The organism is Lactococcus petauri (assembly GCF_002154895.1).
Classification (GTDB): domain Bacteria; phylum Bacillota; class Bacilli; order Lactobacillales; family Streptococcaceae; genus Lactococcus; species Lactococcus petauri.
On record NZ_MUIZ01000002.1, the window covers coordinates 110,198 to 135,366 of the forward strand.

The following is a 25,169-nucleotide window of genomic DNA, read 5'->3' on the forward strand; positions in this document are numbered from 1 at the left end:
AAGTTCTATCCTTCAAGATAGAGCTTATTTTTTTTAATATAATCGATAACAGATTGAGGCATGAGGTAAACCGGCTCGATTCCATCTTTAAACATCTTACGTAAAGAAGTACTGGAAGCAAAAGAAAGAGGTAAGTCCACCCATTGGACAGGATAAAGACTTTCAATAGCTTCAGTTGAACGTTGAACAGCAACAAACTGAACCAAGTCAAGTAAGGCATCAATCTTGTACCATTTCGGAAGATATTCCACCATATCGCTACCAATGATAAAATAAAAATCAGTATCTGGATAAGCTTGAGTGAGATGCTTCATCGTGTCATAGGTGTAAGATTTCCCACCACGTGCAACTTCTCCCAACTCAAGCGATAAGCGTGGACTATCTGCAATCGCCAGCTCCAGCATTTTCACACGATGCTCAGCCGAGATTGTTTTTTTCTCATCAATATGGGGAGGAAGAGCCTCGGGCATGAGCCAAACTTTATCTAAATCAAGACGTTGAGCGACCTGATCAGCCATCATCAGATGGGTAAAGTGGACCGGGTTAAAGTTACCGCCCAAAATTCCGATTTTATTTCTTTTTGCTTGTTCCATTAGTGGATATATAGCTCCTTTTTAATTCTTTTCATATTATACCAGAAAAGCCCACTTTCATCAGGTATATGAGCAGTTTCAAATAAGAAAATAATAATTTATTGAGTTTAAACTCATGAAGAATTTAAGAAGCATTGAGATAATTTCAACATGAAGATAGAAATGTCCCTGAATATTTGTAAATAAAGGTGATGACAATACAATTTACCGTCAAATTTTGTTAAAATAGAGTTAGAATATAATTTGTCACTCATAAAAGGAGTCACCATGTCACTATATCCAGACGATAGTTTAACTTTACATACAGATCTTTACCAAATAAATATGATGCAGACCTATTGGGAGCTTGGACGTCATAATCGCAATTCTGTTTTTGAAGTCTTTTTCCGTTCAATGCCTTTTGAAAACGGCTATGCTATTTTTGCAGGTCTGGAACGCATGGTTAACTACTTGAACAATCTAAGATTTACCGAAACAGATATTTCTTATCTCCGTGATTTAGATTATCCTGAGGATTTTTTGGACTATCTGGCACAGCTTCGCTTTACAGGTACAGTCCGCTCTGTCCAAGAAGGAGAACTCGTTTTTGCCAACGAACCTTTGGTTCAGATAGAAGGACCGCTGGCTGAATGTCAACTTATCGAAACGGCTGTCCTCAATATCATTAATTTCCAAACACTGATTGCAACCAAGGCTTCACGCATCAAGTCTGTGATTGGTGATGATCCTTTGCTTGAGTTTGGTACACGCCGTGCCCAAGAAATGGACGCTGCTATTTGGGGGACACGTGCGGCCTATATTGGTGGTGCAGATGCCACAAGTAATGTGCGTGCGGCTAAGATTTTTGGCATTAAACCAAGCGGAACACATGCTCATGCTTTAGTTCAGAGCTATGGCAACGATTATGAAGCTTTTAAAGCTTATGCACAGACACATAAAGATTGTGTCTTCCTTGTGGATACATATGATACTTTGAACATTGGTGTTCCGGCAGCTATTCGTGTGGCACGTGAATTTGGTGACAAAATCAATTTCCAAGGTGTCCGCATTGACTCTGGAGATATGGCCTATATCTCGAAAAAAGTACGTAAGCAGCTGGATGAAGCTGGCTTTACTGATGCCAAAATCTATGCTTCAAATGACTTGGACGAGTCAACAATCCTAAACTTGAAAATGCAGAGAGCGAAGATTGATGTTTGGGGTGTAGGTACTAAACTCATCACGGCTTATGATCAGCCTGCGCTTGGTGCTGTCTACAAACTTGTCTCTATGGAAGATGATCAGGGCGAAATGCAAGACACCATCAAACTGTCGAGCAACGCAGAGAAAGTTTCCACGCCTGGGAAAAAGCAAATCTGGCGTATCACAAGAGAAAGTGACGGTAAGTCTGAAGGTGATTATATTACTTTTGACGGTGAAAGACCAGACCAGAGTGAGGAAATCTATATGTTCCATCCCGTGCATACCTTTATTAATAAAAATGTACGTGACTTTACTGCTAAACCCCTACTTAAAGAAATTTTTGTCAAAGGCCAGCAAGTTTATCCTTTGCCTACCTTAGAAGAAATCAAAACTTTTGCTGAAGCCAACTTGACCGAACTTTGGGATGAATATAAGCGCAACCTCAATCCCCAACCATATCCCGTTGACTTATCACAAGAATTATGGAACCATAAGATGCGTTTGATTAGTCAAGTACGCACCAAGGTTTCTGGAATGAAATTGGATTGATACTATGAGAATAAAAAATATTGAATTAGGACATGCTGAAGCATTTGGTCAGCTCCAAATGGAAATTTTTCAAGAAAATAACTTTATGCTGGTTGAACCGGACGAACATAAAACTAAACTTCATGAATTAGCCAATCAAGTTGCCTCAACGGACTTTTTGATGGGTGCGGACAATGATCAAGGCGAATTAGTTGCCTTCTTAGCTGCCTACCGTGGCACTTACCGTCGCAATAGACATTGTGCTAAAATTGTCATTGCTGTGCTTAAGGATTATCGTCGTCAAGGGATTGCGAGCCGGCTCTTTGTAGCTTTAGAAGAATGGGCACGTAAAGAAGGAGTTTCACGTTTAGAACTCACAGTGGCAATGAACAACAGTGCAGCTATTTCATGTTATAAAACAAACGGTTTTGTGATTGAAGGAGTACGTAGCCAATCTCTTAAAATCAATGATGAATGGGTTGATGAATTTTATATGGCTAAAATTTTGGAGTGAATATGTCTTTACAAGAAAAAATTATCAAAGAACTAGGTGTTAAACCAACAATCGATGCACATGAAGAAATCCGTAAATCAGTGGATTTCCTCAAAGACTACTTAAAGAAATATCCGTTTATTAAAACCTATGTTTTAGGAATTTCTGGAGGGCAAGATTCAACATTGGCTGGCCGCTTGGCACAGATTGCCATGGAAGAAATGCGTGCAGAAACGGGAAACGAAGCTTATACATTTGTAGCTATTCGTCTGCCTTATGGTACACAAGCAGATGAAGAGGATGCGCAAAGAGCATTGGACTTTATTAAACCAGATAAAAGTTTAGTGGTGAATATCAAAGAAGCTGTTGATGCTCAAGTTGCGGCTTTAGAAGCGACTGGTGTGGAGATTTCTGACTTTAACAAGGGAAATATCAAAGCCCGTCAACGCATGATTAGTCAATATGGGATTGCTGGAGGGATGCAAGGTGCTGTTTTGGGAACAGACCATGCAGCTGAAAATATTACTGGCTTTTATACGAAATTTGGTGATGGTGGCGCTGATCTGTTGCCGCTCTTCCGTCTCAATAAACGTCAAGGTAAGATGTTGCTCGCTGCTTTGGGTGCCGAACCTTCTCTTTATGAAAAAGTTCCAACAGCAGACTTGGAAGATGGTAAGCCCGGTTTGGCAGACGAAGTTGCTCTGGGCGTGACTTATGAGGACATCGACAACTATACAGAAGGACGATCAATCAGCCCCGAGGCACAAGAAAAAATCGAAAATTGGTATCTTAAAACGGAACACAAACGTCACTTACCTATTACCGTTTTTGATGATTTTTGGAAATAATATATAAGAAGACGTGAGCGCTTAGGCTGGCGTTTTTTATACGTAAATCAATAAAATGAGGGTTGAGAGTATGGTATAATAGAGTAATATAAACGCTTACAGGAGGGATATTATGTCCTATATTGAGATAAAAGATGAATCAAAAATCTATCAATCTGGTGGAGAAAAAATCTATGCCAATGATCACGTAAACTTTGCGATTGAGAAAGGAGAACTGGCAGTTATCCTAGGAACGTCAGGTGCGGGTAAGTCCACAATCTTAAATATTTTAGGCGGCATGGATTCGAGTGATGAAGGGCAAGTGATAATTGATGGTGTAAATATTGCTGAGCTGTCTGCTAAAGAACTGATTACTTACCGTAGACGTGATGTTGGTTTTGTTTTTCAATTTTATAACTTGATTAATAATTTGACGACCAAGGAAAATGTTGAACTGGCTTCAGAGATTGTCGAAAATGCGCTTGATCCTGTAGAAGTTCTTCAAAATGTCGGCTTGGGTCATCGCTTGGATAATTTTCCCTCACAACTTTCGGGGGGAGAACAACAACGTGTGGCTATTGCGCGTGCTATCGCTAAGAATCCCAAAATCCTTCTCTGTGATGAACCAACCGGAGCATTAGACTATCAAACAGGTAAGCATGTACTGAAAATACTGCAAGACATGTCGCGCGTTCAGGGTGCAACAGTGATTATTGTGACCCATAATGCTGCCATTAGTCAAATTGCGGACCGTATCATTCATGTCCATGATGGTCGGGTCAAGGAGATTACGGTCAACGACCGTCCATCAGATATTGAAACGATTGAGTGGTGATTCGATGAAAACAAAAACCCTCAATAAAAATATAAGACGGTCGATTACTGGATCCTTTGGACGTTTCATATCTATTTTCTCCCTCATGGCTTTAGGGGTCTTTGCCTTTGTCGGTTTAAAAATGTCTGGGCCAAATATGAGGGCAACGGCTGAGGAATTCTATGCGCGGCATCACTTGGCAGATTTGAGTGTTACCTCAACGATGGGTTTAAATGCATCGGACCAAGCGCTTATTCGCCAGGCAGATGGAGTCAAAACGGTGGATTTTGGCTATTTTCGTGATGTTTTGCTGCCCGATAAGAAAACATCCTTGCGTATTTTCTCGCAAGCGGACAACCTTTCGACTTATGAGCTCATTGCAGGAAAAATGCCCCAAAAAAGCAATGAAATTGCCCTTGATTTTCTCTATCAAGACAAGTACAAGCTTGGTGATACAATCCGCGTAACCGAAGAAAAAAATGAGGGATCATATCTTCTAAAAAACCATGAGTTTAAGCTGGTCGGTTTTGTCAAATCAAGTGAATTTGTTGATAAAAGTCTATACGGTCCGACCAATATAGGAACGGGACAGCTTAACGGCTATGCCGTTGTTCCTCCTGAAACTTTTCAGTCAGATGTGTATATGATTGCACGCTTGAGTTTCAAAACCATGCAAGGCCTTAGTCCATATGATCCACAATTTACGGAACGCTCAGACTATTACCAACAAAAGCTTAAAAATCTTTTGGAAGGACAACCTGAAAAGCGTTTAGCGGAGATAAGAGAAGAGCCATTAGCCCAGCTAAATCAAGCCCAAGATAAACTGAAAGCAGAAGAAATAAAACTGCAAGAATCACAGAATGCGCTTAATCAACAAAAAGCTCTAGCTGGTGAAAATCCTCAACTTCAAGCCCTGCAGGAAAGTTTGAATACGGGTAAAGCAAAACTTGTAGAAAGTAAAACTCAACTGCAAGAACAGAGAGATAAACTAGCAGCGCTTGAAGCTCCAGAATATACCGTAAATAATCGAAAAGAAGGAAACCCGGGCTATCAAACCTTTGTTGATAATTCCACTCGTATCGATACCCTTTCAAACATTTTTCCCGTCGTGCTCTTTGCGATCGCCGTTCTTGTCAGTTTAACGACGATGACACGTTTCGTGGAAGAAGAACGAGGCAATATGGGCTTACTTAAAGCTTTGGGTTACACCAATGCTCAAATTCGGAAAAAATTTATCGTATATGGAGCTGTTTCAGCCTGTGCGGGTGCAACTGTAGGTGTTATTTTAGGTCACGTTGTGCTTCCTCATGTGGTATTTAACGCTTATTCGGCTTCCTCTACATTTTCAGGATTGATTTTGACTTTCTCACCTTTCTGGACGCTTGTTTCCTTTGTTATTGCGCTTGCCTGTACCGTTTTGCCCGCTTATTTGGTGGCTCAAGCTGAGTTACGTGGCGTACCAGCAGCACTTTTCTTAGCCAAACCACCTAAAGCAGGTTCGCGTATTTTCTTGGAGAGAATCAAGCCGATTTGGAATCGTATGAGCTTTACCTATAAAGTGACAGCACGTAACCTTTTCCGTTACAAACAGCGAATGTTGATGACTATTGTTGGGGTTGCGGGATGTACAGCACTTCTTGTTATGGGCTTTGGTATCCGTGATTCTATCTCAGGGTTGAGTCAACGACAGTTTGGTGAAATTTTACACTACAATATGCTTGCGGTTTCTCAGGATAACTTGAATAAACAGGAGCAAGATGAACTTGACCAGTTTTTACAGTCAGACAATATTAAGTCTTATGCTCCTGTTCACTTTGAACAACTGCATCAAACGATTAACGATAATCGTCAGGATATTAGTTTAATGGTTCCGGAGAAGGAAGAAAACTTTAAGCAGTTTGTAACACTGCGTAATCGTGTAAGTCAGGAGAAACTGGCATTACCAAAAGAAGGCGCAGTAATAAGTGAAAAACTGGCAGAACTACTTGGAGCAAAAGTTGGACAGACCATTTCGCTAAAAAATGATCAGGATAAAACAGTAAAAATAAAAGTTGCAGATATTACCGAGATGTATATGGGGCACTATATTTTTATGAATCAAAACCAGTATAAAGCGCTGTTTGAAACACCGATAAAGGCAAATGCGCATCTCTTGAAGCTTCGAGATACATCAAGGGCTAAAAGTCAAGCAGCTGCGGCTGACTTTATGCGAAATGCTGGGGCGCTCACTGTATCGCAAAATAGTGATTTACAAAATACAATTGACGCCTTTTTACACGGTATCAACAGTGTCATGTTTGTGCTTATTGGTTGTGCCATTCTATTGGCTATCGTTGTTATTTACAATCTAACCAATATCAACGTTTCTGAACGAATTCGAGAGTTGTCAACGATTAAAGTACTGGGCTTCTATGATCGTGAAGTGACACTTTACATTTATCGTGAGACGATTTTACTGAGCTTTTTGGGAATATTAGCTGGTTTTGGCTTAGGGGCTTACTTCCATCATGTGATTATTACCATGTTACCGACCGACATGATTATGTTTAATCCAAATCTGTTATGGAGTAACCTGTTGCTCTCAACACTCATTACCCTAGCCACAACTTTAGGCTTAAGTATTGTCGTCCATCTGAAACTCAAAAATGTCGATATGCTGGGTGCATTAAAGTCTGTGGATTGATTATTTCCTCTAAAGTACCTCTTTCTGAGGTACTTTTTTGATATTATTTTGAATTGCATAAGAAAAAGATTACAATAAAATTATATAAATGTTATTGGTGTTACTTATAGATAACAAAAAACTTGACGAGGTAAATGCGATGACTTATAATTTTTCAGCACAGCACAGCACAGCACAGCACAGCACAGCACAGCACAGCAGGCGGTAATTTTCCGTCTAGCAGCTGTCAATCTTCTCTGTTTTGAGGGGGGGAGCAGCCTATGAACGCAGATAAAAAACGTAAAGTACGCAATATCGCACTCTTAGCCCTACTTGGCTTAATCGGTGGTACTTTCGCCTTCACTGCTTTTAACCAACAGGCAATCAATGACCGAGAAAGAGAAAATCTAGCGCAAGTCGGCGGACGTGTCCACGACTACTTTAACCGGGAAGAAGAAAACAAGGATGTTTTCGTGGAAAACTTCGGGCAAGAACCGCTGATGGCGAGGCTTCGTCTTTCGGAGTACATGGCGATTCAAGAACGCGGTCAGACTGAATGGACTTCGGTTGTTTCGACAAGTGATCGCGAGGATACAAGCACCTGGAGCACTTATATCCCTTCTGCGGGTAATCTCACTGAACGTACAGGAGAAGGCCACGTGTATTTTAATCAATTTTCTCGACTTAGCTTTGGTCGAGAAGGTGCAGCCCCCTGGTTTCTTCCTACGTTTAACACTGTTTATGATGAGAATCATGCACTTTTTGACTTATCAGCCGCTGCAGGCGATGCACTTGATTATGCAAGTGGAGGATACACACATCCGGGCGATGGGACAGATAATTTCTGGGGTGAAAATGACAGTGTCGATAACAGCGCAGGCCGTTATCAGGGAGCTACGGTAACACGAGAGACTGCGCAAAACTTAACTCAAAATCTTCCGCCAATGTCACTCCAAGCGTGGACAGAAAATCCAAGAACGGGGAACTTTTGGGTGATTGACCATAATACTGGTTGGGCCTATTGGGCAAATCGACTCCAACCCGGTCAAGCAACCTCGTATCTGATTGATGAAGCCAGAATGTTGGAGGGGGCAGATAACATTCCGGGCTCTTATTATTACGCGATTCATGTTTCCAGTGAGCTTATCAGTCCTGGGGAAAGATTCTCTGACGAGCCTGATCACGTGAATGACTTCCTCTCCGCAGTTCGTGCGAGTGATGGCAATCCTTTGTCAACCGCAAGTTCGCCACTAAGAGATTTTAACTTTAACGCCATGAATCCGGGGCGTATCTTTACCACAGAGGATGACCAAGCCTTTCGTTACCTTGAAAATCAAGGCAGCGGCAACCATATGATTATCCGTAACGAAGTTATTCCTGACGTGTCTTTTGAAGCGCAAGAGTCTCAGATGGAAACTTGGTTTAACAGTGGCATTTTACCGGAACTTCGAGCTCTGGTTCAGCCTGTGGCTGACGAGTTCACGACAGGAGAACTCAACCCAGTAGATCTACATATTGTTGATTTTGCAGGTTTGAACTTTTTCTTCATGGGCATGAGCACAGTGCCATTTGCCGATATCACGCAAGTTGTTTCAGACGGCAACCCTCGGGCTTTTGCCTTATCACTGATTGATGTGAACCGTGTTTCTGGTGCCAATCATGGTTTCACGAGTGTTGACGAACGTGTAGGTCCGAGTAACAGCTGGTGGTGGTTGCGCACACCAAGTTTTGAACAGCATTGGTTCCCCGAAAAAATTACATTACCAATGGCTTGGCAAATCTCTAATGCTCAATTTTTGGTAGGAACACCTGCCATACAAGTTCCTGAACACAGCGCTTCCGATGGTGGTATCCGCCCCGCCCTCATAATCCATCAGTAACTCCAAAAAGTATTAGCGAACCAAATAAAAAGACAAAGTTCTTGTGACTTTGTCTTTTTGTATTTTAATGTTCGTAATGTTCAACTTTACGTTTGGCATCCGTGATTTGTTGCCCTTTTTCTTCGTGGGCGAGAATTTCCTCGAAGGCTGGAAGTTCCAAGTCTTGCCCGTATTTTTGATATAAGGCAGTTGTGACGAGGCGATAGGCCAAGCGTGCATTGCGCGAAAGGATGGGACCGTGGAAGTAAGTACCAAATGTATTTTTATAGTGGAGCCCTTCGGTGTCATCGTCGGGATTGTTCCCGCCACCATAAACCACTTTACCTAAAGCTTTTTCGCCTTCACCAAGATAGGTAATTCCCGAGTGATTTTCAAAACCATAATAAGTTTCACCAAACTCTTCGTTATGAATTTGAATATCGCCAATAAAACGGTCATTGCCAAGGTTTTTGGTGTAGTGCGGCAAGATACCGGTACAGTCAATCTTGTTGCCAGCAGCATTGATATAGTACTGACCTAACATTTGATAGCCGCCACAGATGGCAAGCATAGGCTTTTCAGCCTCAATATAGGATTTGAGTGGTGCTGTGATATTTTTGAAGCTGTCCGCGATGATTTCCTGTTCATAATCTTGACCACCGCCCCAGAAGACAAGGTCATAAAAATCTTGATCAAAACTATCTTCAAGGGAAACTATATCAAAAGTCATTTCAGCGCCTAATTTTTCGCCGACATACTTAAGCATGAGTATGTTACCGTTATCGCCATAAGTATTCATCAAGTCTCCATAAAGATGGGCAACATGAAGGTTGTATTTAGGATTTTCTAAATTTGATGTTAAAGAAGTATAAACCATTAGTGCATCTCCTTTCCAATCATCTTGTTTTGTGCAAGCAACTCACGCATTTCTAACATTGCAGTGTAAGTTGCTAGGATATAGATGTGCTGATCTGCTTCATTTTTGAGGGCATCAAGGATTTGTGGTAGCGACTCAAGTTCATGAATTTTGCTTTCGTCAAATCCAGAAACACGATAACGACGAGCCATTTCACTATGGCGGACACCACCAACAAAGATTTGGTCAATATCCATGTCATGGACCAGCTCAAAGTTAGCATCCCAAATCCAGCTTGTGTCAATACCGTCAGCATAGTTGGCATTGAGCAAGCTAACCAAGGTAAATGGATAATCAGCAAGTTTCATCATTTCCAGCGCCTGGTTTGCTCCAACAGGATTTTTAATCAGGACAATAGTAGCGGATTTATCGCCAATCTTAAAGGTTTCTTGACGGCCAAAGACGGCTTTAGATTGTTCGAAACCTGCCTTGATAGTTTCAGCAGGTACGCCGTAAAATTCAGCGACAGAAACAGCAGCAAGAGCGTTGTAGATATTGTAGAGTCCACCCACGTTGATTTTATAAGAATGATTATCAATGACAAACTGAGAAGAAGTATTGGTGATTTCTGTGAGCTCAGAAACACGATAATCCAGCTCAGGACGTTTGAAACCGCAGCTTTGGCAGATGTAATCGCCAAGGTTAGCATAAGTATTGAGCTTATAATCTAAGATATGATGGCATTCCGGACAAACAACCCCTTCAGTATTATAATGCGCACGTTCAGGCGCATGACTTTCATGGTCAAAACCATAATACTTGACAGGATTTACCAAAGTCCGTGAATGGAAGAGCGGGCTATCACCATTGAGAAGAACAGTGGCTTCAGGTGCATTAGCGGCTCCCTTGACGATAAAGTCATAAGTTGTATAAATCTCTCCGTAACGGTCCATTTGGTCGCGGAAAATATTTGTGAAAACAAAAAGTGAAGGCTTGATATATTCGGTGATTTTTGGCAGTGATGCTTCATCAATCTCCAGAACAGCAAAGCCTTTTTTCCCTTTTTTAACCTTAGGTGCTGTCAAGAAAGTAGCAGTAATCCCAGTAATCATGTTAGCACCAGAAGTATTTGTGACAACTTTTCCAAAAGCTTTTTCGAGTATACCGACAGTGAGCGCTGTGGTCAAAGTTTTACCATTGGTCCCTGTCACAACGATAATTTCATAATCTTTTGTTAATGTAGCTAAAATTTCAGGATCAAATTTTAAAGCAATCTTACCAGGCAACGTACTTCCACGCTTAAAGATTTTCTCTAAAACTAAGCGTGAACTCTTTCCTGCTAAAGTTGCGAATGAAGTTTTCATAGTCATAAATGATATTATACCATAGATTGCGGTGTTGAGGAGGATAAACTTCTCATTGGAAAAGATATTTTTTTGCTGATAAACAAGGTAATAAGAAGTTGTGAGGGGTGTTCTAACTTCATCAGATTTTTCGTTTTTCTTGCTCTTAGGAAAGCATGATGTTATAATAAGTATAAAGAAAAGGACTTGCGCTAACAAGTCCCATGTAGCCGTATTAAGAACGGTAGCAAGATTTATGTTAAAATAACGTCTGCCCTGCTAAAGTTGGACGTTATTTTTTATCGTTTTTATTAACCACTGTAATCATTAATAACGCAAATGCGATCATCAATGAAAGTGTTTCATATATCGACAAAAATTGTCGCCTTTCGTTTTTGTGAGGCCAGCTCACGATAAAATTACCATAAGCATCACCTCCGAAGGCTACCGTCCATAAACTTCTACCTTTTTATTATATCATATGAGTTGTTCTTTCAAAATGCGTTCTAGTATGAATATAACACAAAAAGCTCTTGGACATTGCCAAGAGCGGGGTGTAGGAGTTTTGAGAGTTCCTCCTCTTAGTATAATATAAAAACCTTAAAAATGAAAGAACTAAATTTCACTGTTATTAAACTTCAAGCAAGACATCTTCAAAATATGCTAAAATAAAAGCATGAAAAATGCGACTGAAATCCTTCAAAAGATGAATCCTAATCAAAAGGTAAATTATGATCGGGTTTATCAAAAAATGCGTGAAAGCTGGGAGGCTGAAGGTCTTCGGCCCAAAATTTTGCTTCATTCCTGTTGTGCACCCTGTTCAACTTATAGTTTAGAATATCTTTGTCAAAATGCTGATGTGACAATTTATTTTTCGAACTCGAATATTCATCCTCGTGCCGAGTACGAAAGACGTGAGAAAGTGCAGGCTGATTTTGTTCAAGACTTTAATGTAAAAACAGGAAATAATGTTCAGTTTATTGCGGCACCTTATGAACCCAATAAATTTATGCAGATGGTCAATTTGCATCAGCTCGCAGAAGAACCTGAAGGTGGTTCGCGTTGCACAGCTTGTTTTCAAATGCGTTTAGATATTGTCGCAGAGAAAGCCCAAGAGTTAGGTTATGATTATTTTGGTTCGGCACTCACGCTCAGCCCCAAAAAGAACGGCCAACTCATAAATGAAATAGGCTTAGATATGCAAAAAATCTATGCTGTCCAATACTTGCCTAGTGACTTTAAGAAAAACAACGGCTGGAAACGTTCCGTAGAGATGTGCAAAGAATACGATATTTACCGCCAATGCTATTGTGGCTGTGTCTTTGCAGCACGTCAACAAGGAATTGACCTTAAAGAAATTAATAGAAGTGCTGTAAAGTTTATAAATAAAGTAGGCGACAAAAAATAAAAAAAGTTCTTGATAAATGAATCAAGAACTTTTTTTATGTCCTTAGACAAGATAATCAATATAGTATTCTTGACGCTCAGAATCATAAATGAACTTAGTAAACTCAATGAGCCCTCCATTTTCATCATAGGAAAATCGGTTACGCTGCAGAGCGAAATCCTCGGAAAAGTCAACGTACTGTTTCAAAGATTCGTCAATCTTTATCGCACGGAAAGTATCTTTTATCTGTGAAATAGGAAGGTTTTTATCATATAAAAGGCGGTAAAGAGAAAAATCGTCATCACTTAAAATTTTTAAATTTTCTTTTTCTTTCAAAGAAAAATAATGTTTAGAATAAATGGCTGGCACATCATTTAAGGAATAGACTCGAGTTATTTCATAGACGTAAGGCCAAGCAAATGTATGCTCCGTCATTGAACTTTCTTTTACTTCAATAATTTTACTTTTAACATTTATTCCATCCTTTTCAAGGAGACGTGTAAACGGAATAGCATTATTAAGGATGTTAAAAGGTCGATTACTAATAATCGTTGTTCCTTTACCACTTTGTTTATGGAGATAACCTTCTTGAACCAAAAGTTCGATTGCTTTCCGAATAGTAATTTTACTAACAGCAAACATTTCTACTAATTCGTTTTCTGTGGGAAAAAGTGAGTTTACAGGATATTTGCCAGTAATAATATCATGTTTTAATTGATTTGAAATTTCTTGATACAAGATACCTTTCATTACTTTTCTCCTTTTTTCTTCTGAATATAATCTATCTATTCATTATAAACTATATTGGAAAAAATAGAAAAAATATAATGTTCACAGCATATTTACAAGTACAAATAAATTACTTAAGGGATAGTAATAAAGAATGAATAATATTTTAGAACATCGGTTGCGCAATAAAGATTATAATGTTATAATGTTTTTAGTGCAAAAGAGAAACCGTTTTCATTCTAAAAGAAGAAAGGAAAAGTTAATGAACGGATTAATTACATTTTTGGAGCAAAAAGTCTCTCCAATGGCAAACAAGATTGGTGGTCAGCGCCATATGCTAGCAATCAGAAAAGGGATTATTGCAACCTTGCCCTTAACCTTGGTGGGAGCTTTCTTTGTTATTTTCTTGAATTTCCCTATCCCCGCAGTAGCGGAAAAGCTGACACCATATCTGACGGTGTTGGATATCCCTTATCGTTTCACAGTTGGAGTTCTGGCTTTATATGCAGCATTTGGTATTGCGAGTGCACTCGCACAAAGTTATAAGCTAGACACATTAACAGCGGGAATCGTAGCAGTCATGAGTTTTCTAGCTACAAGTATTCAACCTGTTCGCTTATTTGAGGATGTTCAAGTCACGGAGGTACAGACACAGGTAGTGGCTGCAGGACGATATCTTAATATCGCTCAATTAGGCGCTCAATCTCTATTTGGAGCTATTGTGACCGCTATTATTTCTGTTGAGATATACAGATTTATGAAGGAAAGAAATATCACAATCAAAATGCCTGAGGGCGTACCTCCTGAAGTAAGTAATTCTTTTGCTGCTTTATTTCCAGCAGGTGCAAACTTACTTTTATTCTGGGGGATTCGTCATGTGATTGGCTTTGATATTAATGCAACTCTTTCAAATATTATCATGCCAATGCAAGATTTCTTGGCAGGAAATAGTTTGCTTGGGGGACTTGTAACTGTATTCTTAATCTGTTTCTTTTGGGTATTAGGTATTCATGGTCCTGCCATTATGGGTCCTGTTATTCGTCCGTTCTGGGAAAGCTCAATTGCTGAAAATATGGATGCTTTTGCAGCGGGTACGCCGGCATCGCAAATGCCTAATATGTTTACGGAAATGTTCTTGCAATGGTTTGTATGGATTGGAGGAGCAGGTGCTACCTTTGCGCTCATTTGTCTTTTCTTAACTTCCAAATCGTCATATTTAAAAGAGCTGGGACGTATTGGTTTCTTGCCAGGAATATTTAATATTAATGAGCCGATTATTTTTGGTGCCCCTATTGTTATGAATCCAACCTTGGCCATTCCCTTTATCTTATCTCCACTTGTTATGACAGTTATTGCTTATGTAGCGACGATTACGAATATTGTGCCAATGACAGTTTCACGAACCGTATTTACCGTTCCATCACCTATTGGTGCGATGATGGTTACAAACTGGCATATTATGGCAGCAGTGCTTGTTGTGGTCAATTTCTTTGTGAGTTTAGTTATTTACTATCCTTTCTTCAAAGTATTTGAAAAACAGTTGATGGAAAGTGAAAAGGAAGGAGAAAAATGAGTTACGATATTGCAGTTGTTTCCTTTATAACATTTCTTACAGCGATGATTTATTTGGAAAAAGGAAAAGTCCCCGAATTTTTAAGGAAAGGCAAACTTTTTAAAGTTATACCAATGCTTTTACTTTTTATCATCATGATGTTAACACTATCTGTTTTGACTCATATCTTATATTTTGCAGTGGTTGCTACCATTATGAGCAGTTGTCTCTTATTGTGGCGGTTTAAATCCTATGTTGATCAGTGGGATAAGGTTTAAAGAGGAGAAAATAGAATGTTTAGAAGATTAGGATTGTCCATTTACCCTGATAATAGTAAGTTTGAAGAAGACTTAGCTTATTTGAAGTTGGGAAATAAACATGGTTTTGAGCGTATTTTTATGTCAATGTTGGAAGTAACAGAAGGGAAAGAAAAAGTAGCAGAAAAGTTTTCAAAGATTATCAAAGAAGCAAAAATGCTAAATTACGAAGTAATTTTAGACATTGCCCCTAATATCTTCGATGAACTTGCTATCTCATATGATGATTTGTCTTTTTTCCATCAACTTGGGGCGGATGGTTTACGCTTAGATGTAGGATTTGATGGAAATAAGGAAGCTAACTTATCGTTCAATCCATTTGGCTTAGTTATTGAGTTAAATATGAGTAATGATGTGGCTTACTTGGATAATATATTGAGCTATAAAGCAAATAAACCTTATATTTATGGTTGTCATAATTTCTACCCACAAGAAGGAAGTGCCTTACCCTTAGACTTTTTTGAAAAATGTAGTCAGAGATTTAAAAAACAAGGGATTCGTACAGCGGCATTTGTTACCAGTCAGACAGCTCAACTAGGACCGTGGGATATTAACGACGGCTTACCTACATTGGAAATGCATCGTCATCTACCAATCAGCGTTCAAGCTAAGCATCTTTTTGCGACAGAATTGATTGATGACGTTATTATTGGTAACGCTTATGCTAGCGAGGACGAAATCGAAAGCTTGGGCCAGATTAATCGTTATCAGACAGAATTTTCGCTAAACTTTGAAAAACGAACAAGCGATAAAGAAAAAGATATTGTTTTAAACAACCAGCATTTCCGACGTGGAGATATCACGCAGCAGATGATTCGTTCGACACAAACGCGAAAAGATTATAAAAATGTAAATCCAGCCCATGACAATAAAGAAGTTATCCAAAAAGGTGATATTTTGATTGGAAATGATGATTTTGGGAAGTATAAAAATGAATTACAAATTGTTTTGCAACCCCATTCTGATCCTAGGAAAAATAAGGTTGGGTCTGTTGCAAAGGAAGAATTAATTTTATTAGACTACATTCAACCTTGGAGTAAATTCTTATTTAAAGAGGTATGAAAATGTACGATACACTGATTAAAAATGCAAAAACAATTCACGATGAAACCATTGAAATAGGCATAATAAACGGAAAAATTAGCAAAATTTCTGAAAAAATTACAGAAAAAGCGAGAGAAGAGATTGATGTTCAAGGCCTGTATGTTTCTGCAGGATGGATAGATGCTCATGTGCATTGTTTTGAAAAAATGACCTTGTATTATGACTATCCTGATGAGGTTGGAATAAACAGCGGTGTTACCACAATTGTTGATGCGGGCTCTACAGGCGAAAATAATATTAAAGATTTTTACCAGCTGGCACAAAAAGCAAAAACAAATGTCTATGCTTTAATGAATATCTCCAAAGACGGCATCGTAAAACAAAATGAACTGGCTGATTTATCGAAAATAAATATTAAGAAAAATATGGAGCGCCTCTATGAACTCCCTGAATTTATCATTGGCTTAAAAGCTCGTATGAGTAAAACAGTTATTGGTGAAAATGGCGTAAAACCTTTATTACTTGCAAAAGAATTACAAAGTAAAGTAAATTTGCCACTAATGGTTCATATTGGGACATCACCAGTGGATTTGGAAGAACTGTTCTCTTATTTAGAACCAGGAGATATTGTTACCCACTGTTTTAATGGAAAAGATAATGGAATACTCGATCAAGCTGGAAATATCAAGCCTTTTGCTAAGAAAGCATATAAGAACGGTATTCACTTTGATATCGGTCACGGTACAGATAGTTTCAACTTTGAAGTTGCAAGAAGAGCCAAAAAAGAAGATATTATTGCAGACTCGATAAGTACAGATATTTATTTACGAAATCGTAAAGATGGTCCAGTTTATAGCTTGGCGACAACGATGGAAAAATTGTTGGCAGTTGGCTATTCAGTGGATGAGGTGCTTTTTCGAGTGACAGAAGCTCCTGCACATGCTTTAAAAATCAAGAATAAAGGACAACTCAAAGAAGATTTTGATGCAGATTTAACTTTTTTTGAGATTATAAAAAGTGAGAAATATTTGATGGATTCTAATGGGAATAAAGAGCAGTCCAATCAAAGCATTATACCAAGATCAGTTTTGATTAAAGGGGAAAAATTCGATATTTAGAAGGAAAAAGAGAGATGAACAGTTACGAAAAATTTGATTTAAAAAGGGTAATTAACGCGAGTGGGAAAATGACGATTCTTGGTGTATCAAAAGTGAGTGATACTGTTGCTCAAGCACAAAAGGAAGCGGGACAATCTTTTTTTGAAATGCAAGCATTAGTCGAAAAAAGTGGTCAGTATATTGCCAAGCTTTTGGATGTTGAAAATGCAACTGTCGTCTCTAGTGCAAGCTCTGGTATTGCTTTAAGTATAGCAGCTATTATTGGACAGGGACAAGAATATAATATTTACAACCCCTATAGTTCCAAAATCCAAAAGCGCGAAATTGTGATGCCTAAGGGACATAATGTTAATTATGGAACTGGTGTAGAAGTTATGATACAAGTTGGGGGCGGTAAACTTGTAGAAGCAGGATGGGCAAACGAATGCTCACAAACGCAAGTTGAAATGGAAATTACAGAAAATACAGCAGCTCTTCTTTATATAAAAAGTCATCACACTGTTCAAAAAAGTATGTTGAGTATTAAGGAAATGCAAGAAGTGGCGCTTAAGTACAATTTGCCCTTGATTGTTGATGCGGCAGCAGAAGAAGATTTGCAGACTTATTATCAGCAAGGTGCAGATTTGGTTATATACAGTGGTGCAAAAGCAATTGAAGCACCAACAAGTGCGATGGTTATTGGACGAAATCCCTATATTCCTTGGATTCAAATGCAAAACAAAGGGATTGGCCGAGCAATGAAAATTGGGAAAGAAAACATTGTCGGTTTAGTTGCAGCATTAGAATTATATTTAGCTAATGGTAATGAATCAAAAGAAAGTATGCTCCAGCGTCTCCGCCCTTTTGTCGATAAAATTAATGAAATCAAAGGACTTGAGGCAAGTACAGTTCAAGATGCGGCAGGCAGAGAAATCTATCGGGCGCGTGTTAAAGTGACAAGTAATCAAACAACAGCAGTAGAAGTCATCCAAAAGTTAAAACAAGGTAGACTAGCTATTTATACAAGGGAATATCAAGCCAATAATGGAATTATAGAATTTGATATTCGTGCCGTGAACCAAGAAGAAATGCTGGATATTGAGTGTAAATTAAAAGAGGTAATGGAGGGTACTGTATGAATGTTTTAGCATTTGGAGAAGTGATGATGCGGCTTGCAGTGCCAAACTATAAAATGCTAGAACAGACAGAATCCTTAGAGATGTCTTTTAGCGGTACAGGTTTAAATATATTATCAAGTTTGGCACATAATGGCGTTAAAACTCATTTACTCACAGTGCTTCCAGCCAATACTGTCGGACGAACTGCTCGAAGTTTTATCCGAAAATTAGGTGTTTCTGATGAAAGAATTTTGATTGAAGGGCAACATATAGGAAGTTATTTTTTAGAAATGGGCTATGGGAATCGTCCCAGTGAAGTAACCTATATGGACCGCAGTCAAAGTGCATTTTGTCAAGTTAAGCTATCAGATGAAGTAATAAAGACGGCGCTTAAAGATATTAAACTTTTACATATTTGTGGAATAGCCCTCTCAACATCGAAACAATCACGAGAAAATGCATTAAATTTAGCAAGAATTGCCCAAGAACTAAAAATTATGATTTGTTTTGACTTTAATTATCGGATGAGTCTTGCAAAAGCTGATGAACATGACATTTTAATTGATAGTTATAAAAAGATGTTACATTATAGCAATGTTGTTTTCGGAAGTGAAAAGGACTTACTTTTACTGTTAAAAATAGAACATTCAGAAGAAGAACAAGTTGAAATGCTTTATCGTAAATTTATGAAAGAATACCACGTTTCATTTTTTGGTGGAACAACCAAAGTGAATGAGGGAAATCGTAAAATACTCCAAGGATTTCTTGCAAGCCAATCGGATATTGTCTACTCCCAGAAACGTGAAATTATTTCTTTTGATCGTATTGGTACTGGGGATGCATTTGCTGCAGGAATACTTATTGGTTTAATTGAAGATTGGACGTTACAGGAAACAGTTGAATTTGCAAGTGTTAATGCACAACTTTCATATACAACTTATGGTGACAGTCCTATCATAAGTCGAGAGCTTATTGAAGCGAAATTAATGGATGAAAATATCGACATTATACGATAAGAAGAGGAGATTGAAAATGAACAAAACAATGAATTATCTAGAAAACCGTTTATGCTTAAATGTACTTGCCCACTCAGTAGACAATGCAATAGAATGTTATGAAGCTGCAGAAGGACACATTGTCTTGGGTGTACTGTCAAAAAATTATGATACAGATGAGGCGGCTATCAATGATATGAAACGCTATGCTGCAGCAACGAATAATGCGCTGTCAGTTGGCTTAGGCGCTGGTGATCCCAACCAATCGGCAATGGTTTCTCGTTTGTCAAAAGTATTACAACCCCAACACGTCAATCAAGTATTTACCGGTGTTGGGGCAAGTCGCGCATTGTTAGGGCAAGATGAAACGGTTATCAATGGTTTAGTATCACCGACAGGAACAGTAGGTATGGTGAATATTGCAACGGGCCCACTATCTTCTCAAAGTGCCGCAGGTATTGTGCCTATCGAAACAGCGATTGCTTTATTGAAGGATATGGGTGGAAGTTCTATTAAATACTTTAACATGAAAGGTCTCAACTATATTGAAGAGTATAAAGCAGTAGCAGAAGCCTGTGCAAAATATGATTTTTATTTGGAACCAACTGGTGGTATTGATTTAGAAAACTTTGAAGAAATTGTAACAATTGCAGTTGATGCCGGCGTTGAAAAAATTATTCCTCATGTCTATTCTTCAATCATTGATAAAAAAACAGGAAACACAAGAGTGGAAGATGTAAAGAGCCTTTTTGAGATGATGAAAGCCATTTTGAACAAATAAGAAAATCAAGTCTCAGTCATAGGATGGAGGCTTTTTAAGTAGGAAAAATAAAAATTCAAAAGAGTGTTATTTGTCGAAATATTAAGAGCTTAATTTTAGCGTTTATTTATGTCATATGCTATAATTGTTGCATGGTTAAAAGTTTTATAAATAAAATGAGTGCAATTTTTCAGCATGGTTCTTTTAACACCCTGTATGGTGGCTTTTATGAAGGGACCATAACTGCTGGAGAAGCTTTAAAATATGGACAAATTGGTATTGGTACCTTAGATGGTGCTGATGGAGAAGTTATTATTCTTGATGGCACTGCCTATCACGGAAATTCTGAAAATCAGGTTCGCATAGTTAAGCCAGATGAAACTTTACCGTATGTTGCAGTGATTGATCACCAACCTTTTGCGACTTATAAAGTTAATGGACTGACGATGCAAACCTTGCATGATCTGACAGAGAAATTCCCAACACGGAACACAGCTTACAGTCTAAAAATGACTGGACACTTTGAGTCGGTGGAAATTAGCTCTAAACCTGCAAAGAATACGAAAAATTATTTGGAAATACTGGCTGAACAGCCTCATTTTGCCGAAAAAAACATTTCGGGAACGATTGTTGGTATCTGGTCGCCTAAGTTTTTAGAAGATCTGTATGGTGATGGTGCCCATTTACACTTTTTAAGTGATGACAAGACTTTTGGCGGTCACTTGACTGAATTCTTATCTGGACAAATTACCATTGAAGTTGGTCAAGTGGGGGAAATGAAACAGGAATTTCCTCAAGAAAATGAAAATTTCAAGGCTATGCGCTTTGAGTAATAATAGATAAAAACTACCTAAAAAGGGTAGTTTTTTTGTCGTTAAAATTCCTATGTTAAAATTCCTATGTGAAATAAATCGTAAAGTTTATCTTGAGCTGAGGTAAATTCCCACAAATAAATATAATTATGTTGCAAGATAAATTATAAAATAAAGAAGTGAGTTTATTCAAGGTGGATTCACATAATCTTATAAAAATTTATAGAGGAGATGTTTATTATGAAAAAAGCATTTTTAGCAACGATGGGTATGGGAATCTTGGCTAGCATGACGATGGCTTCAGCTACTACAGGATTCGCGGATGAAGCAGAGGCAAAAGATTCTACTGCTAACTTCACGATTACCGCTAAAGATCCAGGAAATCCAACGGATCCAGATAACGGCACGTTAACATTGAAAGAAGTACCAAGCTTCAACTATGGTGTTCTTGAAGCCAGCTCAATTTACTCAGGGTTCACTGGAAAAGCAGCTCAAGCTGAAGGAAAAGTTTTAGTTAGCGATACACGTTTGGGTACATCAGACTGGACATTGACAGCTAATATGGATAAATTTACAAATTCTAAAACTTCATTGGAAGGTGCAGCTTTAGACCTTTCAGCGGTCGGTACTTTAGGAGAAGATTTTACAGGTGTGATTAAAGATGACAAGAGCCCTGTAGAACTTGCAAAAGGTAATGGTTCTCATGGTAAAGATGAATTCCTTATTTCTGCAGAAAATGCTAAATTATCTTTGGGCGCAAATCCAAAGGCAAACTTGGCAGCTGATGATGCTTTTGAAACAACAATCAACTGGAACTTGAGTTCTTCACAACCCGTCGCTCCAACTGCATAATCTTTGTTGTCGGATAAATGAAAATGTATAAGCAAGTACGGGCAAAACTTAAGATTTGTCGGTTCTTGCTTTTATTTTTTAGTGGAGGTTGAAAAGCATGAAATTTATAAAAGGATTAGGCTGCTTCGCCATACTGCTATTCACCTTATTTCTACCTGTGAATGCACATGCGGAAGAGGGTGCAGGTTTTACTGTCACCCCAGTACTTGGAAAGGGTCAAACGGATCCAACTGCAGGCTATTTCTCAATTAAGGGTGAACAAAATGAAAGTTATCCAGTAACGGTAGCTGTTCAGAATTTGACAGAAAATGAAAATCAAGATTTTGATGTTCAACTTGTCCAAGCAACGACAAGTAATAACGGCCATATTGATTATACTCCTAGCTCCAAAAAAATGATAGCAGGTGGTCTTTCCCTCAAGGATTTGGTAGAGGAGAAAAAGGCGACTCAAAAAGTAACAGTTGCTGCTGGGCAGACAAAGAATATTACTTTTAATCTTAAGCTACCTCAAGATAATGTAAAAGGTACTATTTTGGGCAGTGTCTATGTTCGAAAAGTCCCGAAAGAAACAGCAAAGTCTAAAGGTGTAGGTGTACGTAATGCCTTTGCTATGACAATCCCTGTCATAATATCGGAAGATTTCAATAAAAAAATTACGCCCAAATTAGCGTTGACGAACGCACAGATGAAGTCGGATACAGGAGTGCCTAAAGTTGTAGGTGAGGTTAGTAACCAAGCTCCAAGCATGTTTGGGCAAATAAAAGTAGAGGCATGGGTGACTGAAAAGGGAAAAACGGACAAGCTTTATCAGTCACAATCAGAAAAATATGAGATGGCCCCCTATTCTTCATTTGAATATACAATAGATACCAATAATCATCTCTTAAAACCGGGGAAATATACCTATCATATGCTGATGAAGTCGGGTGATAAAAGCTTTGATATGGCACGTGACTTTACAGTTGATAGTAAAAGTAGAGAAACCGTCAACAGCAAGCTGCTTGAGGGAGAAAAATCAAATACAAAGCTTTGGTGGATCATAGCTGCAGTAGTTGGTAGCAGTATTATTATTTTCCTGGTGGCTTATGGGCTAGGAAAAAGAAAGGGCGATACTGATGATGAAGATGAATAATAGCAAACTAAAAGTTAGTTTAGCACTCTTAGGTCTTTCTTGTCTGACGAATCTTTTCCTTATACAGCCAGTGAGCGCTAATATGATGCAAAGTAAAATTGGTTTTACTGTTCATCAGGATGTAAGAGATGCTGGTGTTTTGCCACCTGAAATTCCTCAAAATGGACAGTTGGTGCATTACGATCTCTTGCCATCTACAGGAAGTGCTCAAGAATATTCTTTAATCTTGTTTGGCTGTATGCTATTGTTGTTTGTTGCTGTCTTGTTCTTGGCTCGTATGTATGGAGAGAAAGGAAAACTTCAATGAAAAAAATAAATATAGGTTTTATATTGCTTTTTCTCTTGCTACATGCTGCAAGCCCTGCAGTTTATGCCTTGGACAGTGACGTGGAAGCACAGCATTCATCTAGTGCAACGAATGATAAGGATAGTAGCTCAAGTCTGCAAGAGTCAGAACTTGAAACACCAACATCGGATACAGATCAAACTATTGAGTCTGAAAACAGAGGAGATCAAACATCTGAAGAGGCAGCTCCAATAGAAAATGAAGCACCGAGAACATCTGAGGTACCGGAGCAAGAAAAATCTATCGAAGATAAACCTCAATCTGAAAAAGCATCTCCAACTGCGAGCTTGTCATCAGATGCAAGCTATACCGATTTGCCAGGTGCCCATGAACCAGATCGAAATGGCCTTTATTTACTCTTTCCACTGCGTACAGGAATTCTTTCTCAGCCTCAAGAAGAGCAGTATATTGTTGAAGGTACAAGTGCTGATGTAAGTATTAAAACCACATCATGGGTGACTTCTTGGGGTAAGGTTAAAGTCAAAGTAAATGCTTGGCAGGAACAAGACGATGGGAGTTGGCTAAGTATGGGAAGTATTGGTGAATTTTCGGATAGAAGTGGACTCCTTGGCTCAACTAAACAAAGCATTGACATCCCTGTAACCAAGCTGCAAGCTGGTAATTATTATTTTCAGCTAGAAACAAGGCTCAATACCCTGCCAATTATTGGGAGCATCTCTGCTATGACCTATTACTCGCAACTTGCTAAAGTCACGGTTAAGGATAAGCCAGTTGCTGCTAGCGGTATTTCCATTACGACTCCGAGTGTGGTGTTTGAAAAAGCGACTTATTCGGCGAAGGCCGTGACAACACCACGTGATGCGACGGGTAAAATTACTTGGAACAGTTCTTTAAAGGGAATTAATTTCCTCAAAACAGAGGGACGCAGTATTGAATTTGATGCTGGGGATCAGCTTGATGAAGTAAATACCGATGTACAAGCACCGGGTATCCCTTTCACGATGTCTGCTGGCATTAGAAATGATGATGGAACAACGCCAACAGATAATAAGACAGTCTATCTCGGTGGTTTAGCAGCTAAAAATGTTGCAGAAGATAGTGGTATGAGCTGGGAACTTGATGGACAAGGTTTAGCAGATTTGAACAAATCGGTTGAAAGTGCCGAAGTATGGAGTTATGAATGGAAATACATAGAAGGGAAAACTCCTAAAGCTTTCTCTGAAACTCAAGGGGTCAAAAACTATAAAGGTACAGTAAGCGATTTGACCAGTCTTAATGATGCAGATCATATCCTTTCTTTTGCTCCAGACAGTGCCTTTATGAAAACTGCGCGGGAAGCGACAGAAAATGGGAAACCTTTTGCAGTTCAAGTCACTTTTTCAACAACGATTGATACAGGGGACGGCAAAAAGGAAACAGTTACTCTTTCTTCAAATAAGGCTCAACTTCTGGTTAATAAAGCGACAGGAAAGCTTCTTTTACAGCAAGTACCAAACTTTGATTTTGGTAAATTGCCTGCCAGTTATATCTATGATGGAACAAAAGATAGAGAGCCCACTGCACAAGATCATCTTGAAATTGTGGACAGTAGAGCAAAAGGTGGCTGGCGACTTTCTGCAAAGATGAGTCGTTTCCAAAGTAACAATAATCATAGACTGAAATTTAATAGTCAACTTACAATGTCCACTTATCCCTTTGAGATAAATCTTAAAGATGATGATACAGATAGTTACATTGTAGATTCGGTAAGCAGTGAAGCTTTTGATTTAACCGGGCAGTTGCTCTTACAACCTGATCCGCTAGCCGATCTGAGTGCAGGAGAGACTTTTAGCAGTACGATAACTTGGAATCTTGTATCGACCACTAAGAGTACACCACCAGCATAAAGTTATAATAAATATAAAAACAGC

The 25,169-nt window shown here is 38.7% G+C and carries 24 protein-coding genes; 19 read left to right on the plus strand and 5 right to left on the minus strand.

The genetic code is table 11. The features are described 5' to 3' along the window. Positions 1–5 precede the first annotated feature (5 nt). Complete coding sequence (locus tag BZZ03_RS03230) at positions 6–593, minus strand: nicotinate-nucleotide adenylyltransferase (RefSeq protein WP_086582494.1); 588 nt, start codon at positions 591–593, stop codon at positions 6–8. A 267-nt stretch (positions 594–860) separates the two neighbouring features. Here BZZ03_RS03230 and BZZ03_RS03235 point away from each other — a divergent pair, with 267 nt between their 5' ends. The 6 genes from BZZ03_RS03235 to BZZ03_RS03260 all read left to right on the plus strand — a co-directional run bounded on the left by BZZ03_RS03235 (position 861) and on the right by BZZ03_RS03260 (position 8,979). After that, positions 861–2,324 (plus strand): nicotinate phosphoribosyltransferase, encoded by a 1,464-nt coding sequence (locus tag BZZ03_RS03235; RefSeq protein ID WP_019293534.1) that lies wholly within the window; start codon positions 861–863, stop codon positions 2,322–2,324. A 4-nt stretch (positions 2,325–2,328) separates the two neighbouring features. Then, a complete protein-coding gene (locus tag BZZ03_RS03240) occupies positions 2,329–2,817 on the plus strand; it encodes a GNAT family N-acetyltransferase (protein ID WP_017369595.1) in 489 nt (162 codons plus the stop codon). A gap of 2 nt (positions 2,818–2,819) precedes the next feature. Beyond that, positions 2,820–3,644 (plus strand): ammonia-dependent NAD(+) synthetase, encoded by an 825-nt coding sequence (nadE, locus tag BZZ03_RS03245; protein ID WP_086582495.1) that lies wholly within the window; start codon positions 2,820–2,822, stop codon positions 3,642–3,644. Between the two features lie 112 nt (positions 3,645–3,756). Continuing rightward, positions 3,757–4,458, plus strand: coding sequence for an ABC transporter ATP-binding protein (locus BZZ03_RS03250; protein WP_086582496.1), 702 nt, complete (start codon positions 3,757–3,759; stop codon positions 4,456–4,458). Positions 4,459–4,462: 4 nt separating this feature from the next. Continuing rightward, entirely contained in the window at positions 4,463–7,120 is a 2,658-nt protein-coding gene (locus tag BZZ03_RS03255; protein ID WP_086582685.1) for an FtsX-like permease family protein, read from the plus strand. 260 nt (positions 7,121–7,380) lie between these two features. Next, positions 7,381–8,979, plus strand: a complete 1,599-nt coding sequence (locus BZZ03_RS03260; RefSeq protein WP_086582497.1) for a hypothetical protein — start codon at positions 7,381–7,383, stop codon at positions 8,977–8,979. A gap of 64 nt (positions 8,980–9,043) precedes the next feature. Here the strand turns inward: BZZ03_RS03260 and gatD are convergent, their stop codons facing one another. The 3 genes from gatD to BZZ03_RS12335 all read right to left on the minus strand — a co-directional run bounded on the left by gatD (position 9,044) and on the right by BZZ03_RS12335 (position 11,569). Beyond that, entirely contained in the window at positions 9,044–9,835 is a 792-nt protein-coding gene (gatD, locus tag BZZ03_RS03265) for a lipid II isoglutaminyl synthase subunit GatD (RefSeq protein WP_004257838.1), read from the minus strand. Further along, positions 9,835–11,184 carry a lipid II isoglutaminyl synthase subunit MurT gene (gene murT / locus BZZ03_RS03270; RefSeq protein ID WP_019293528.1) on the minus strand — a complete coding sequence of 450 codons (1,350 nt, stop codon included), beginning with the start codon at positions 11,182–11,184 and terminating at the stop codon, positions 9,835–9,837. The genes gatD and murT overlap by 1 nt, the downstream gene beginning before the upstream one ends. A gap of 265 nt (positions 11,185–11,449) precedes the next feature. After that, on the minus strand, positions 11,450–11,569 hold the full coding sequence (locus BZZ03_RS12335; protein WP_269843657.1) for a putative holin-like toxin: 120 nt from the start codon (positions 11,567–11,569) through the stop codon (positions 11,450–11,452). A 264-nt stretch (positions 11,570–11,833) separates the two neighbouring features. Between BZZ03_RS12335 and BZZ03_RS03275 the strand changes: the two genes are divergently transcribed. Then, positions 11,834–12,565 (plus strand): epoxyqueuosine reductase QueH, encoded by a 732-nt coding sequence (locus BZZ03_RS03275; protein WP_019292569.1) that lies wholly within the window; start codon positions 11,834–11,836, stop codon positions 12,563–12,565. Between the two features lie 42 nt (positions 12,566–12,607). Here BZZ03_RS03275 and BZZ03_RS12340 read toward each other — a convergent pair whose 3' ends face one another. After that, positions 12,608–13,294 (minus strand): GntR family transcriptional regulator, encoded by a 687-nt coding sequence (locus tag BZZ03_RS12340; RefSeq protein WP_082779259.1) that lies wholly within the window; start codon positions 13,292–13,294, stop codon positions 12,608–12,610. A 241-nt stretch (positions 13,295–13,535) separates the two neighbouring features. Here BZZ03_RS12340 and BZZ03_RS03285 point away from each other — a divergent pair, with 241 nt between their 5' ends. From BZZ03_RS03285 to BZZ03_RS03340, 12 genes are all read left to right on the plus strand, one after another. Further along, complete coding sequence (locus tag BZZ03_RS03285; RefSeq protein ID WP_086582498.1) at positions 13,536–14,846, plus strand: PTS sugar transporter subunit IIC; 1,311 nt, start codon at positions 13,536–13,538, stop codon at positions 14,844–14,846. Further along, on the plus strand, positions 14,843–15,103 hold the full coding sequence (locus BZZ03_RS03290; RefSeq protein ID WP_061413189.1) for a hypothetical protein: 261 nt from the start codon (positions 14,843–14,845) through the stop codon (positions 15,101–15,103). Before BZZ03_RS03285 ends, BZZ03_RS03290 begins: the two co-directional genes overlap by 4 nt. A 15-nt stretch (positions 15,104–15,118) precedes the next feature. Next, positions 15,119–16,204: a DUF871 domain-containing protein gene (locus BZZ03_RS03295; protein WP_086582499.1), complete on the plus strand. Its 1,086-nt coding sequence runs from the start codon at positions 15,119–15,121 to the stop codon at positions 16,202–16,204. 2 nt (positions 16,205–16,206) lie between these two features. After that, a complete protein-coding gene (locus BZZ03_RS03300; protein WP_086582500.1) occupies positions 16,207–17,304 on the plus strand; it encodes an amidohydrolase/deacetylase family metallohydrolase in 1,098 nt (365 codons plus the stop codon). A 14-nt stretch (positions 17,305–17,318) separates the two neighbouring features. Then, on the plus strand, positions 17,319–18,422 hold the full coding sequence (locus tag BZZ03_RS03305) for a DgaE family pyridoxal phosphate-dependent ammonia lyase (RefSeq protein WP_086582501.1): 1,104 nt from the start codon (positions 17,319–17,321) through the stop codon (positions 18,420–18,422). Then, complete coding sequence (locus BZZ03_RS03310; RefSeq protein ID WP_086582502.1) at positions 18,419–19,417, plus strand: sugar kinase; 999 nt, start codon at positions 18,419–18,421, stop codon at positions 19,415–19,417. The genes BZZ03_RS03305 and BZZ03_RS03310 overlap by 4 nt, the downstream gene beginning before the upstream one ends. A gap of 16 nt (positions 19,418–19,433) precedes the next feature. After that, complete coding sequence (gene dagF, locus BZZ03_RS03315; protein WP_086582503.1) at positions 19,434–20,177, plus strand: 2-dehydro-3-deoxy-phosphogluconate aldolase; 744 nt, start codon at positions 19,434–19,436, stop codon at positions 20,175–20,177. 131 nt (positions 20,178–20,308) lie between these two features. Further along, positions 20,309–20,989, plus strand: coding sequence for an acetolactate decarboxylase (locus tag BZZ03_RS03320; RefSeq protein ID WP_019293526.1), 681 nt, complete (start codon positions 20,309–20,311; stop codon positions 20,987–20,989). Positions 20,990–21,208: 219 nt separating this feature from the next. Then, positions 21,209–21,820 (plus strand): WxL domain-containing protein, encoded by a 612-nt coding sequence (locus BZZ03_RS03325; protein WP_086582504.1) that lies wholly within the window; start codon positions 21,209–21,211, stop codon positions 21,818–21,820. 97 nt (positions 21,821–21,917) lie between these two features. After that, the gene (locus tag BZZ03_RS03330) at positions 21,918–22,952 is read left to right on the plus strand and encodes a DUF916 and DUF3324 domain-containing protein (protein WP_086582505.1); all 1,035 of its coding nucleotides are present in this window, start codon (positions 21,918–21,920) and stop codon (positions 22,950–22,952) included. After that, positions 22,945–23,259 carry an LPXTG cell wall anchor domain-containing protein gene (locus BZZ03_RS03335; protein WP_029345723.1) on the plus strand — a complete coding sequence of 105 codons (315 nt, stop codon included), beginning with the start codon at positions 22,945–22,947 and terminating at the stop codon, positions 23,257–23,259. The genes BZZ03_RS03330 and BZZ03_RS03335 overlap by 8 nt, the downstream gene beginning before the upstream one ends. After that, on the plus strand, positions 23,256–25,145 hold the full coding sequence (locus BZZ03_RS03340; protein WP_086582506.1) for a WxL domain-containing protein: 1,890 nt from the start codon (positions 23,256–23,258) through the stop codon (positions 25,143–25,145). The genes BZZ03_RS03335 and BZZ03_RS03340 overlap by 4 nt, the downstream gene beginning before the upstream one ends. Positions 25,146–25,169 lie beyond the last annotated feature (24 nt).